Origin of the sequence: Micromonospora sp. DT41 (assembly GCF_049841715.1) — a bacterium.
GTDB lineage: Bacteria > Actinomycetota > Actinomycetes > Mycobacteriales > Micromonosporaceae > Micromonospora > Micromonospora profundi.
Genome location: NZ_JBNCKU010000008.1, coordinates 123,479 through 137,305, shown reverse-complemented (window position 1 = coordinate 137,305; position 13,827 = coordinate 123,479). Strand labels below are relative to the sequence as shown.

The 13,827-nt window shown below is 70.0% G+C and carries 9 protein-coding genes; 5 read left to right on the top strand and 4 right to left on the bottom strand.

The window, feature by feature from the left end; translation table 11 throughout:
• Positions 1-326: 326 nt before the first annotated feature.
• The gene (locus ACLQ23_RS17115) at positions 327-1,196 is read right to left on the bottom strand and encodes a LysR family transcriptional regulator (protein WP_231640233.1); all 870 of its coding nucleotides are present in this window, start codon (positions 1,194-1,196) and stop codon (positions 327-329) included.
• Between the two features lie 194 nt (positions 1,197-1,390).
• On the opposite strand from ACLQ23_RS17115, the gene ACLQ23_RS17110 reads away from it, so the two are divergent.
• From ACLQ23_RS17110 to ACLQ23_RS17090, 5 genes are all read left to right on the top strand, one after another.
• On the top strand, positions 1,391-2,617 hold the full coding sequence (locus tag ACLQ23_RS17110) for an ATP-grasp domain-containing protein (protein ID WP_231640234.1): 1,227 nt from the start codon (positions 1,391-1,393) through the stop codon (positions 2,615-2,617).
• Positions 2,614-3,858, top strand: coding sequence for an MFS transporter (locus ACLQ23_RS17105; RefSeq protein WP_053660790.1), 1,245 nt, complete (start codon positions 2,614-2,616; stop codon positions 3,856-3,858). Before ACLQ23_RS17110 ends, ACLQ23_RS17105 begins: the two co-directional genes overlap by 4 nt.
• Complete coding sequence (locus ACLQ23_RS17100) at positions 3,855-5,018, top strand: aminotransferase class V-fold PLP-dependent enzyme (protein ID WP_053660792.1); 1,164 nt, start codon at positions 3,855-3,857, stop codon at positions 5,016-5,018. Before ACLQ23_RS17105 ends, ACLQ23_RS17100 begins: the two co-directional genes overlap by 4 nt.
• Positions 5,019-5,097: 79 nt before the next feature.
• A complete protein-coding gene (locus tag ACLQ23_RS17095) occupies positions 5,098-5,520 on the top strand; it encodes a response regulator transcription factor (protein ID WP_197281667.1) in 423 nt (140 codons plus the stop codon).
• On the top strand, positions 5,432-6,220 hold the full coding sequence (locus tag ACLQ23_RS17090) for an NAD-dependent epimerase/dehydratase family protein (RefSeq protein ID WP_053660794.1): 789 nt from the start codon (positions 5,432-5,434) through the stop codon (positions 6,218-6,220). The genes ACLQ23_RS17095 and ACLQ23_RS17090 overlap by 89 nt, the downstream gene beginning before the upstream one ends.
• Before the next feature lie 15 nt (positions 6,221-6,235).
• Here ACLQ23_RS17090 and ACLQ23_RS17085 read toward each other — a convergent pair whose 3' ends face one another.
• The 3 genes from ACLQ23_RS17085 to ACLQ23_RS17075 are packed head-to-tail and all read right to left on the bottom strand — an operon-like array spanning position 6,236 to position 13,822.
• Positions 6,236-6,433, bottom strand: coding sequence for a ferredoxin (locus ACLQ23_RS17085; protein WP_053660984.1), 198 nt, complete (start codon positions 6,431-6,433; stop codon positions 6,236-6,238).
• Between the two features lie 28 nt (positions 6,434-6,461).
• A complete protein-coding gene (locus ACLQ23_RS17080) occupies positions 6,462-7,700 on the bottom strand; it encodes a cytochrome P450 (RefSeq protein WP_053660796.1) in 1,239 nt (412 codons plus the stop codon).
• A complete protein-coding gene (locus tag ACLQ23_RS17075) occupies positions 7,697-13,822 on the bottom strand; it encodes an amino acid adenylation domain-containing protein (RefSeq protein WP_425880797.1) in 6,126 nt (2,041 codons plus the stop codon). The genes ACLQ23_RS17080 and ACLQ23_RS17075 overlap by 4 nt, the downstream gene beginning before the upstream one ends.
• Positions 13,823-13,827 lie beyond the last annotated feature (5 nt).

The following is a 13,827-nucleotide window of genomic DNA, read 5'->3' as shown; positions in this document are numbered from 1 at the left end:
GTCGCGGCCTTCGACGCGAGCTGGACGTGCTGCGGTGGCAGTCGACCAGGCGTGCCGGCGCACAGGCGTCCACATTGACCGCACTGAATGCCAAATCGTCGCCGTCGGGCCGGTAGGGGCCACCCGGTCACCGGGGAGTCGCAACTCCCGCCGCCGCCACTCCGCCGCACCGATCCACCCGTCGGCACGGGCACACCGGCCGTTGAGTGACGCGCTTGCCGGTCGAGCCAATAGACGAAGCTTTGCCCACTTCCGGTGGTCCTGTCAACGCCGTACCCGACCCTATGCCGATCGTCGGCGATCGGATTCCGTGGGAGCCGGCACAATCAGCGCCGCGGCAGTTTCATCGCACGGATGTCGGCGACGATGTCGGCGACGACGGGTCGCTCGTTGGGTCGCTTCCAGGCCAGCGCCGCTGTGCACTGGAGGTCTCCCGCCAGCGGCACGATCACGACGCCCGCCCGCGCGTAGTGCTGCTCCGTGCTCTCCGAGAGCAACGCGACGCCGGCGCCGGCCGACACGAGTTCGAGGGTCTCCTCCAGCGACCCGGAGCTGACCGTTCCGAGCGGGGTCACATCGAGGATCTGGGGATGCCGGAAGGCGTTCCAGGCCGCGTCCGGTGAGCGCGGCACGACCCAGTGGCGGTCGCCGAGCTCGTCCGGCCGCACCTCCTCACGGCCGGCCAGCGGGTCGGTGACCGGCAGGGCGATCGCTCGCCGATCCGTGGTCACGACCAGTTGTTCCAGGTCCTCGGCCGTGAGTGGCGGCCAGATGATCGCCAGGTCAGTCGTGTCCGAGGCGAGCCCGCAACTGGGGTCGTCGAAGTCGAACCGCCGCAGCTCGACCGGGCGACCGAGACGCTGCTGGGCGATCCGGACGATCTGCCCGGTCACCGACGAGGCGGCCTCCCCCATGAACCCGAGGGTGAGGCCGTGGGGTTCGTCGTCGAGCAGAATGCCTTCCAGCTCGTCGGCGACGTGCACGAGTTGCTCGGCCCGGGACAGGACCCGCAGCCCCCGCTCGGTCAGTGACACCCCACCCAGCTCGCGCTGGAACAGCTTGGTGCCGGCGTGGGCTTCCAGCCGGGCGACAGCGGCGCTCACGGTCGGTTGGCTCACCTGCAACAGGCGGGCCGCCTCACCGAAGGATCCCTGTCCCGCCACGGCCACGAAGGCGCGCACGGACTGGAGCGTCATGACCACGGTACGACAATAGACGATGTCTATCCCCATAGCGATATCTTGGGGCGCGCCGATCCCGGGGGCCGTGGAAGTATCACCACCGAGGCCGATCACTACGCCTGCCCACGTGCGCGAACCTGTTGTTCGGCCTTTGGGACGCCGAAATTAGTCGAGGGGAATCAGCGGTGAAACGTCCTACAGGTGTGTTGGTGGATGCCTACAGCACGGGTAACTTCCTCCCCAGCGCCTTTCGTCGCCTCGGCGTCGCGGTATTCCACCTGCAGAGCACCCCGGAGCTAATGCCGAGCATGCTGGCGCCCGCACGGGACAGCTACGAAGACTTTCTCGTGTACGACAACGAAGAGACAGCGGTAAAGGATCTGGAGAAGATCTCGCCGCTGTTCGTGGTGGCGGGTCAGGAGCCCGGCGTTCCTCTCGCCGACCGGCTCAGCGAGGTGCTCGGCCTCCGGACCAACGGTTCGGCGCTGTCGTCCGCGCGACGCAACAAGTACGACATGATCGAGGTGGTGCGTGCCGCCGGCCTCGTCACGGCCGACCAGACGCTTACCAGCGACGTCGAGCAGGCCCTCGAATGGGCGAACACCGGTGGCCACTGGCCGTGCGTCACCAAGCCCCTCTCCTCGGCGTCGACGGACGGCGTGTTCGTCTGCCGCGACGAGGCCGACCTCCGCAACGCCTTCAGGTCGATCCTCGAATCCAAGGACATCTTCGACATACCCAACCAACAGGTGCTGGTCCAGAGCTACCTGGAGGGCACCGAGTACATCGTCGACACGGTGAGCGCGGACGGTCACGCGTATGTGTGCGGCGTCTGGCGCTACGACAAGCAGCTCCTGCCCAACGGCAAGCCGATCTACAACCGCGATGTGCTGATGAACGCCGACGATCCGGTGTGCGGCCCGCTGATCGCGTACACGCGGAAGGTGCTCGACGCGCTGGGGATCCAGAACGGCCCGGCGCACTCCGAGGTCATCATGCGCGCCGACGGTCCGGCCATCGTGGAGGTCGGAGCACGGCTCAACGGCAACATGCACCCCGGCTTCCACGACCTCTGCCTCGGCGGCAACCAGGCGGATCTCACCGCGCTGGCGTACGCCGACACCGACCGGTTCCTCGACGAGTACGGGGGCAAGGTCTATCAGCGGCGGCAGCCCGCCATCGTCTTCAACACGCCTACCGAGCTGTCCGGCCGGATCACCTCGATCAACGACGACGCGGTGCGCCGGATCCGGGAGCTGCCGTCGGTGGTGGAGCTGACGGTCAAGCGCAAGCCCGGGGACGTCCTCGTCCCCACCCGCGATCTGCTGACCAGCCCGCTGCGGGTCTTCATGACGGCGACCGACGAGGCGTCCCTCGAACGTGACTATCGTGCTGTCGACGACATCCGGGAGTCCGTGTACGGCCTCGACACATGAGGCCGACCCTTCGGGAGAACCTCGCCAGTCTTCGGCCCATCCGCGGCCTCCTCATCTCCGTCGCGGTGGCGCGCAGCTCGGTGATGCTCTTCCCGTTCTACGGGGCCTACCTGGCGGTCACCCGCGAAGAGCTGTCTCCGGCCGGCGTCGGCCTGGTGATCGGCGCGTTCGGCGTGGGCGCGCTGGTGGCCGACCTGGTCGTCAGCCAGCTGAGCAGACGGCTGTCGGAGCGCAGAGTCGCGGTGCTCGGCATGATCGGCGTCGCGGTGTCGGTCGTCGTGGTGGCCGTGATGCCGGGCATGTGGCCGCTGGTAGCGGTGACTGCCGCCTGGGGCTTCTGCTACGAGCTGATCAATCCTGTCTCGTACACGCTTGTCGCGATGATCATGCCGGATTCGCAGCGGCGGTTCGCCTTCGCCGCCGTGCGGCTGGCGGTGAACGTGGGCATGGGCATCGGCCCGGTGCTCGCGGGCGTGCTGTTCAACGTGTCTCCGAGCTTGCTGATCTGGGGCACCGCCGTCGGCTACCTGATCGCCGCCGGCATCCTGGCCCGCGCCAAGCTCGCCGGGATCCAGCAGAGCGTGGTCACCCCGGCCGCAGAGGCGGTCGACGACGCGCCGAGCCATGACCGGCGCGGCAGTGAGGTGAGGTTCTGGTCCTTCTTCGCCTCGATCATGCCGATCCATCTCGCCTACGCGTTGCCGCCCACCATCATCAGCGCGTACGTGATCCAAAATCTCGGCAGCCCGGCGGTGTGGGTGAGCGCCATCTTCGCGGTGAACGCGCTGCTGGTCATCACCTGCGAGATCGGCCTCAACCATCTCATGAACCACTGGCGGCGCCGCACGACGCTGCTGGCCGGTTACGCCTGCGCGCTCGTGGGTTTCGGCCTGATGGGCTTCGGGGCGAATCCCTGGATGCTGCTGCTTGGCACCGCCTGGTGGACCGTCGGCGAGATGATCGTCTTCCCGGCCATGCTGGACCACGTCAGCGCTGTCTCACCGGCCGCCCTGAAGGCTCGCAACATCGGCCTGTACGCCGCCGGTGTGAACGTCGGTGTGCTGGCGGCCCCTCTGCTGTTCCTCCCGCTCCTCGCGGCGACCGACGCCCGGGTCTCCTGGGCGGTGGTGGCCGGCGTCGTCGCCCTCGGCATGATCTCGGTGGCGGCGTTGAGCTCCGTGAAACACCTGTGGACGAGCGATGAGGTGGTGCCGGCCACCCTGGAAGGGACAAGCCGATGAACGCCGTGTCGTCAACCGCCGGGGCCGATCCGCTGCATTTCAACGTCGCCGGTGCCGGCGTACCGTCACCGGCGGTGACCGACGCCATCCGACAGTACCTGGAGCTTGAGGCGTCCTCGGGTCCCTACGAGGCTGAGGCGGCACACGGCGAAGGGCTTGTCGCGGCGGCACGTGCCGGTCTCGCCGGCCTGCTCGGCGCTGAGCCGTCCGGTGTCGCCCTCTTCGACAACGCGACCCGTGCCTGGACGACCCTTGTGGGAAACCTTCCGCTGGCCGCGGGCGACGTGGTCTGGGTGTCGGAGTACGACTACGTCGGCAACCTGTTCCACCTCGCCGAGCTGCGCCGACGTGTCGGCATCGACATCGTCGTCATGCCGTGCACCCCGCAGGGCGACGTCGACCTCGACTGGATCGCGAAGCATCTCAACGACGACGTCGCCCTCGTCTCGGTGTCACACCTGCCCTCCTGCTGCGGGGTGGTGGTCGACGTCGCCGGGATCGGCGCGATCGTCCGGGGATCCCGCGCGCTGTTCGTGGTCGACGGGTGCCAGGCGGTCGGCAACGTCGATGTCGACGTGGCGTCGATCGGATCGGACGTCTACACCGGCGCGGGCCGCAAGTTCCTGTGTGGCCCCCGGGGCACCGGCTTCGCGCACATCTCCGACAAGTACCGCGCCGTCGCCTCGCCGGCCGTGCTGGACGTGCACGCCATGACGGTCTCGGCAGCACTGGACACGAAGGCGCTGATCAGCGACGCGTCGAGCTTCGAGCTGGCCGAACGGAACATCGCCGTGTGGGCGGGGCTGGGCGTTGCCGTCGAGGAGCACCGTGCCCTCGATCCGGTGGAAGCCCAGCGATCGCGGGACCTTTTCGCGGTACTGGAGAGGGAGGTCTCCGCCATGCCGGGCCTCACCCGGCTCGGTCAGGCCAGCCGGAGGTCGGGAATCGTCTCGGTGACAAGCGAGCGGCTGCCGGTCGCCGACATCTACGCCCGCCTTGCGGAGCAGGGCATCAGGGCCTGGGTGGGTCACGGTGCGCACACGCCGTTGTTCGCGCTCGACCGGGGCGCCGACGACTTCCTTCGGATCTCCATGGGCCGCGGGACCACCCCAGCCGATGTCGAGAGACTGGTGACCGCTCTCGCCGACGTGACCCGGTGAGTTCGGCACAGGTGGCACGGCTCTGACCCACAGTCGCATCTGAATCACGGGGGTTCCATTGGTTCTGACCGAGTACAGATTGACAGTCACGACCGTCCTCGAAGAGGCGACGAGCAGGCTCAACCTCTTGACCGAGCGGGAGAAGGACGTCTTCTACGCCCTCGGGTGCGGGATGGCGAACGCCGAGGTGGCCCGTAATCTCACGATCTCCGAACGCACCGTCAAACACCATGTCACCGAGATCATGGCGAAGCTCGGTCTGGAGTCTCGGCTCAAGGTCGGCATCGTCGCCTGCATCACGCTGTTGACAAGTGAGGCCGCCGACAGCCAACAGTCGGCTCCACCGGCCACACCTCCCGCGACACCGCCGGGAGTCGGCGGCCCCGCCGGCACCAACCTGACAGGATGGATCCATGGCCAGGACCCTGGGGACAGTCGCGTTGACAGGCGCGGCCGGCGCTATCGGAACGGTGGTTCGCCCGGTTCTGGCCGAGCACGCTGACCGGCTCGTCCTCCTCGACGAGCAGCCGATCTCCGACGCGGGCCCCACCGAGACGGCACGGATTGTCGACCTACGCGATCCGGACGCCGTCGTCGCGGCTCTGGAGGACGTCGACTGCGTGGTGCACCTCGGCGGTATCGCCGACGAGGCCCCACTGGCCGATCTGCTGAACGTCAACGTGCTTGGCACGTACCACGTGCTGGAGGCCGCTCGTCGACATCGCCTGCGTCGCGTCGTGCTGGCCAGCAGCAACCGGATCACCGGCTTCTATCCGGCTGACGAGTTGGTGCACCCGGACTGGCCGGTGCGTCCCGACGGCCTCTACGGCGTCAGCAAGGCGGGGATCGAGGCGCTCGGTCGTCTGTACCACGACAAGTTCGACACACAGGTGGTCTGCCTGCGCATCGGCAGTATGGAGTCGGCCCCGACCGAGCCGCGCCACGCGGCGACCTGGCTCAGCCCACGCGACTGTACCGGTTTCATCCTGGCCTCCCTGACCGCGCCCGATCCGGGCTTCCGCACCCTGTACGCGGTCTCGGACAACGCCAAGCGATTCTGGGACGACGCCGGATGGGCGGCGATCGGCTACCGGCCCGTCGACAACGCCGCGCGGCACGGATACGGCGACGACCCAGCCGAGGGGGACGACGTGCAGGGCGGCGAATACGCGTCGGCCCCCTACACGCTACGGAACATGTAGCGCCAGCTCGTCCCGTCACTCCTCCCGCAACTCGATCGCCTCCACCGGGCAGACGGACCTCGCCTCCCGCACAGCCTCCACCGAGTCGGCGGAGAGGTCCTGGGCACGTACGGTCGCGATGCCGTCCTCCGGATCCTGGTCGAAGACCTCGGGAGCCGTCAGCACACAGAGACCTGCTCCGACGCACGCGCCGGCATCCACACTTACCCGCATCTCCACAACCTCCGGGGACAGAGTCGGTTCACCACGTCACCAACAACTCGTGCACGCCGTACACGGCCATGTCTGATTTGAACCGGACGGCCTCCAGCGGTGTCGCGAGCCGCAGCCCCGGCGTGCGCCGGGCGACGCCGCCATACACCGCCTCCAACTCGATTCGGGCCAGCGCCTGCCCGATGCACTGGTGGCTGCCGTACCCGAAGGCGAGATGGTGACGGGCCGGCGCGGTGACGTCGAGTTCGTCACCCTGAAGGAAATGGTCACCGTCCCGGTTCGCCACGTCGATTGCGGCGATGACGCCCTCACCGGCACGGACCCGGTGTCCGTTGACCTCCACGTCCGTGGTGGCGATCCGCCGGATGCCGCGCTGCACCACAGTGAGGTAGCGCAGCAGTTCATCAGTCACCCGCGACACGGTCGCCGGTGTCTGGTCGCGACGGAGGTACGCGAACTGCTCGGGATGCTGCGTCAAGGCGAGAACACCGAGGGACATCATGTTCGCGGCGGTGTCGTGGCCCGCCGTCAGCACCAGCAACGCCATCGCCGCGAGCACCTCGCGGGTCACGGACCCGCTGCGCACGTGCCGCGCCGTCAACCGGCTGATCAGGTCTTCCCGTGGTCGCCGGTCACGCTCGCCGATGAGCGCGACAAGGTAGTCGAAGATCTCGCCGCGTGCCGCGGTGGCCTCCGCCAGCGTCAAGCCCACCATACCCATGGTGGCCGTGCGGCTCCGGACGAACTCCGCGTCCTCGTGCGGCACGCCGAGCAGCTCACAGATCACCGACAACGCGGTGGGCAGCGCCACCGTCGCGACGAAGTCGCTCGGACTCCCGGCGGAGATCAGCGCGTCAAGGTGGCCGTCGACCACTCGGGTGATCTGTGCGCGACGTTCCTCGCTGCGTCGGACGGTGAACTCGGGCATCAGCATCCGCCGGTTGGCGGCGTGCTCCTGCCCGTCCATGACGAGCATCGTGGCGCCGACATTCACCTCCGCCGCCGCCACGCCACTGGACAGCGGAAAGCCGGGCCGTGACTTGTCGGCACTGAACCGGGGGTCGGAGAGCACCACGCGTACGTCGTCATACCGGGTGAAGAGCCACGGGTGGCTGCCGTCCCAGATCGTGACGCGTCGGGGGCCGACCGCGCGGAGCGCGCTGGCAGCCGGTGGCGGGTCGAACGGGCAGCCACGGCTCATCGGGTACGTCGGATGGTCGGCCGATTCGGCGACCGCAGCGGTCGCGTCAGGCTGGACAGGGGTCATTCCACTCCTTCGTCCTGAAGATGTCCCTGGCCGTGCAGGTACCCCCAGCACTTCTCGATCAGGTCCGGGCCGAAGGCAGGCAGGGTGACGCCGCGACGGTTGAGGTCCCGCACGGTGGCGTCGCTGTCGAGTCGCGCCCCGCCTCGAACGCCGTCGTCGCCCAGATGGTGCAGATAGGGCAGGGCGGGCAACTCGGTGCCACCAGCCGCAGCCGCACGGATCCGGTCGACCCACACGCTTAGCGGCACCGCGGACGACGTCGTGCCGAACATCCGGTCATGGACCGCCATGAAGGCACCGAGGTCGACGCCGTAGCGCTGGTGGAGGTGCTGCACCGGCATCGGTGCGTCGTCAAGCACCCCGCTGACCACCGCCCGCGCGGCGACGTCCACGGGCAGCAGGTCGGCGCGGGCCGCAGCGCCGGTCGGATAGCACCCCAACCGCCTGGCGGTAAGCAGCAGGCGGCAGAACATGTCGTCGACGTTGACGGCACCGTGGACGGTGTCGCCGAAAACCCGACCCAGCCGGTACACCACCGACTCGGCGCCCTGTGTGGACGCCCTGGCGATCAGGCGCTCGGCCGCCCACTTGCTCGCCGAGTACCCGCGTGCGGGCGAGTGCCGCTCGTCGGCTGTGGAGGACCACTCGTCGACCTGGCGTGCAGGGCCGTCGGCGAACACCGCGGTCGTCGAGAGGTGGTGCAGACGCTTCGCGCGCCCCGCATCGAGCAGGCGGAGGAGTTCGGCGGTCCCACGCACGTTTGTGGGCGCGTTCACCGAATACGGTGACAGGTGGTGTACCCGTGCGCCGGCGTGCACGATGGCGTCGACGTCCGTGAGCGCCTCCCAGGTAGCCGCGGTCGCGCCCAGGGCAGGCGCCGCGAGGTTCCCGACGTCCACCGTGAGTCGTGGATTCGCGACGTCCAGGGCGACCAGGTACCGGTCGGCGACCTCCTGGAGCCGCCGTCTGCCCTCCCGTTGCGAGGTGGCTCGGACCAGACAGCGCACCTCGGCGTCGGTGTGCCGGAGCAGTTCCGCGAGAACGAACATCCCGACCAGTCCGGTGGCGCCGGTGAGCAGCACGTTCCGCGGAGGTACGGCAGGGGTGCCCCGGAAGCGCCACGAGGGGTCGAGCAGGGCTGACTCCTCCGGCACCGCCTGGGCGCTCGCGACGGCTACCCCCTCCCGGCGGCCCTCGATCCGGCTGACCACGGCACCGACCGTGGGCTCTGCGAGGAAATCCCTGATGTCGATGGAGACGCCGGTGACCTCCTCGATCCGGGTGAGCAGTCGGATCAGGCGCAGCGAGTGCCCGCCGACGTCGAAGAAGTCGTCGTCGAGCGATCTCACCTCGGTGTGCAGGATCTCGCGCCAGAGGGCGGCGACCACGCGCGCCGTCGTGGACAGGGTCGGGACGGCCGGCATCGGCCCCTCAGCGGCGGCCCGGTGCTGTTCCCCGCCGGGTCGGTCGGTGCGCTCTGCGGCACGGCGGGCGAGTTCCCTGCGGTCGGTCTTGCCGTTGCCGTTCGTCGGAATCTGTGGCACGGCCATGAACGCCGCCGGGATCATGTAGCGGGGAAGCCTGCGCGCCACGAAGGCGCGCAGCGTGTCGGAGGCGACCTGTCCGACGACGAAGGCCACGAGTTCGGCGTCGTCTCCTTCGCCGGCCAGCACCACGGCGGCCTCGGCGACGTCCGGGTGGCTGGCGAGCACCGTCTCGATCTCGGCCGGTTCGATCCGGAAGCCACGCAGCTTCACCTGGTCGTCGAGGCGCCCGAGGAAGTCCAGATTGCCGTCGGGCAGCCAGCGCACCCGATCCCCCGTGCGGTAGAGCCGCTGACCGCCGACGGCAGGAACGACGCCGAACCGGGCTTCCGTCGCCGCCGGGTCGTTCCAGTAGCCGACGGCCAGACCCGCGCCGCCCAAGCACAGCTCCCCCGGCACCCCGACGGCGGCGAGCTGGCCGAACCGGTCGAGCACGAAGGCCGACGTTCCGGGCAGCGGTCGCCCGATCGGAACCCGGGTCCGAAGATCGTCGGGAAGCACCTGGTGGGTGGTGGCCAGGATCGCCGCCTCCGTCGGGCCGTAGCCGTTGATCACCACGGTGGTGGCGGAGTAGTGGCGTGTGTCGCGCTCGTCGGCGGGTTCACCCGCCACCAGGAGGATCCGTAGCGACGGCAGGTTGGGACGCGCCAGCGCCCGGAGAAAGGAGGGTACGCAGACGAGGACCGTGATGCCGTTGCGCGCGACGAACCGGGTGAAGGCGCCCCGGTCGGCGCGGTGCTCGTCGGAGCAGTAGACCAGGGTGGCACCGCAGAGCAGCGGCATGAACTGCTCGTACGCGGCGACGTCGAAGCCGGGCGAGGTCGTCTGCAGCCAGATGTCGTCGGGCCGGAACGGATGCCGCCGCAGGTTGCCGTACAGGGTGTTGACCACTGCCGCGTGTGTGACGACCACTCCCCTCGGGCGGCCGGTGCTGCCCGAGGTGTAGATGACGTAGGCGGGGGTGTCGGCGTCGCCCACGCCGGTAGGAAGCGGGCTGGCGTCCGGGCCGGCGAACTCCTGCAACTGCCGGATGTCGACAGTGGGGGCGCCGAGGGGTTCGGCACCGAAGAGCTGCTCGACGAGGCCCTTTCCGGAAAGGACGAGGGCCACCTGCGCGTCGACAATCATCCGTGTCAACCGGTCGCGCGGATGCGACGGGTCCAGCGGGACGTAGGCCGCACCGGCCTTCAGGACAGCGAGCAGGGCGACCAACAGCTCCGGCGACCGCTCCAGGCAGACCGCGACGTACGAGCCGGGGCGCAGCCCTGCCGCGCGCAGTCCCGCCGCGACGCGGTCGCTGCGCTCGTCCAGCTCCCGGTAGGTCAGCGTCTCCTGGTCGCCCACCACGGCGATCCGGTCCGGCCCTCGGCGGGCCTGGGCGCGCACCAACTCGTGCAGCGGGCCCGGGGCGGCGTCGACGGCGGGCACCTGGCCGCCGACGGCAAGCGCCGCGAACTCGGTTGGTCCGGCGAGTCGCGCCTGCCGGAGGGGGTCGGTCGGGTGCGCGCTCAGCCACCGGAGCGCGTTCGACAGGTGCTCGCCGAGTTGCCGGACGGTGTCGGCGCGGAACAGGTCCGTGTTGAACTCGACCTCGACGGCGACCCGGTCACCGAGTTCCCGAAAGCCGAAGGACAGGTCGAACTTGGCGGTCCTTCGGGGCGGTGGCGGCACGGCGGTGACCTGGGCGGCACCCAGCCGTAGCGTGCCGCTCGACCGCTGCTGGTAGTTGACGACCGCTTGGAACAGCGGCGCACCGCCGAGGCCGACGTCCTCGGCAACGGTGTGCGTCGGCACGCCCTCCTGCCCGTACAGCTCCAGGCAGACCTCACGAACGTGCCGCAACAGATCGGCGACCGTGGCGTCCGGCGGAGGGTTGATGCGGGCGAGCGACATGGTGACGAAGTAGCCGATGAGGCGGTCGCTGCCCGGGACATCCCGGCCGGCGACGGGCACTCCGAGGGCGAGGTCGTCCCGCTCGGCGTAGCGGGACAGGACGACGTGGACGGCGGCGAGCGCGAGCATGAACCGGCTCACGCCGTGCTGTCGGGCAGCGGCGGCGGCAGCGGCGGTCAGCTCGGCGTCGAGTTCGAGGCGGACCAGGTCACCGTTTCCGGTCGGCGCTGCGGGCCTCGCCAGGTCGGTGGGCAGTTCGAACGGCCCCGGGTAACCGGCGAACCGGCGGCGCAGTGTCTCGGCGACCTCCGCGCGTCGCTCGGCCTGTCGGCGGCGCTCGCGGCGTACGTGGTCGGCGAACTGGAACTCCAACGGTGGCAGCGGGGATTCGTCGAGGTGCTCCCGGTTCTCGTAGAGCGTGGCCAGCTCGAGGAAGAAGATGCCGCACGACCAGTCGTCCGCGACGAGGTGGTGGAGGTTGACGTCGACCATCCACTTGTCGTCGGCGAGGCGGAGCACCTCGATGCGGACGAGGGGCTCGCCCAGCTCGACCTGGCGCGCGGCGGCGGTGTCGATCCGGGTCTGTGCTGCCTGTCGCGCCTCGTCGAACGGCAGGTGCCGCAGGTCGGTAAGGGTGACGGCGGGGCCGCCGTCGGCGGCGCTGACCTGCCACAGCCCGTCCGCGTCATGCGCGATGACGGTCCTGACGGCCTGCTGGCGGTCGGCGAGCGCGCGGATGGCACGCCGCAGGCCGGGCTCGTCGAGTGTGCCGCGGACGATGAAGGTCCGGCCGATGTTGTACCGGCCCGCGCCGGCCAGCCGATCCTCGAACCAGACGCCCTCCTGGCTCGGCAACAAGGGCACCCGCACGCTCGCACCTGGTGCCAGGCGGGTGGTCGGCGAGCCGCTGCCCTGCGCGACGCGGCGTGCCACGTCGCGGACGGTGGAGCCCTCCATGAGGTCCGCGAGGGACAGCGACACACCACACTCACGCCGGAGGTGGGCCAGGATCTCCAGTGCCGCGAGCGAGTCGCCGCCGAGACCGAGGAGGGTGTCGTCGGCCCCGACCACCGGCTGGCCCAGGACACGCGCCCAGATGGCGCCGATCATCCGCTGCGCTCCGGTCATCTCGGCATCGCCGCTCGGAACGCCGGCAGCGGGCACCGCGCCGAGGGCGGCGAGCCGTTGCCGGTCGGTCTTGCCGTTGGCCGTGCGGGGCAGCGCCCCGACGACGGTCACCGACGGGACCATGTGGCCGGGCAGGACGGCTGCGAGTCGGACCCGCACCTCGGCCGGGGTGAGGTGCGCCCCCGGCACCGGCACGACGAACGCGGTGAGGCGGCCGGCGGGGACTGCCGACACCATGACCACCGCGGCCTCACGAACCGACGGGTGGTCGTCGAGCGCGCGTTCCACCTCGCCGAGTTCGACGCGGTAGCCGCGCACCTTGATCTGGTCGTCCCCGCGACCGAGGTATTCGAGGTTTCCGTCGGGGAGCAGCCGGACCCGGTCGCCGGTGCGGTAGACCCGTTGGCCCTGGCGCGACGGATGCGGTACGAAACACGCCGCGGTCTTGCCCGGGTCCCGCAGATAACCGCGCGCCAACCCCGGCCCCTGTACGCACAACTCCCCCACCTGGCCCGGTGGCACGGGTCTGAGCTGCTCGTCGAGCACGAGGGCCGGACCGCCGAACAACGGCGTTCCGATCGGCACCGACGGCCACGCCTCGTCGTAGCGGGTCATCGGGTGCCAGGTGGCGTAGACGGTCGCTTCGGTGGGTCCGTAGCCGTTGACGACCGTGCAATCCGGCACCGTGGCCAGGACCTCGCGGACCGCCCGCACCGACGCCCGGTCGCCGCCGGACACGAGAAGCCGAAGCCCGCGCAACGCAGCGCGGTGATGGTCGACGACCATCGCCAGCAGCGGTGCCGCTAACCGCAGCACGGTGATCTCGTACCGCACCAGCAGGTCGGCGATCTGGTGCAGGCTCGGACGAGGGTCGGGCGGCAGTACGAGAGTGGCGCCGTTGAGCAGTGCGCCCCAGATCTCGAACACCGACGGGTCGACGGTCAGCGGCGCCAGTTGCAACAGCACGTCCTGCGGCCGTATGCCCAACCGGTCGTGACGTGCCAGCGCCACGACCGAGACGTGCTCGATGAGCACCGCCTTCGGCCGGCCCGTGCTGCCGGAGGTGTACATGGCGTACGCGAGAGCCGTCCCGCCCAGGTTTGGAAGGTCGCGGGTGCCGGCCACCCGGTCGGCGACCGTCGGGCCGTACTGGTCGTCGATCGCCAGCACGTCGATCCCCGGCGGGGCCAGCCGCCGGATCCGCTCCGCGTCCGGCGAGCGCACGAGGGCGTGCCGTACTCCGCTGTCGGCGAGCATCATTGCCAGCCGCGCATCCGGCAGCCCGGGGTCCAACGGCAGGTACGCCCCGCCGGCACGCAGGACGCCGAGCAGGGCTGCGACGACCTGGGGCGACACCGTCGCGCAGACCGCGACGAGGTCCTCGGGGGCGATCCGGTGGACCAGGTCCCGGGCCACCCGGTGTGCGCACACGTCGAGGTCCCGGTAGGTCAACGCGTCCGCGCCGCAGCGCAGCGCTACCCGCTCCGGCGACGTACGCAGGACCTGGTCGAATGCTTCCGGAATGCTCACGGCACCGGTGCCGCCGTCCGTCGGCATCGCTC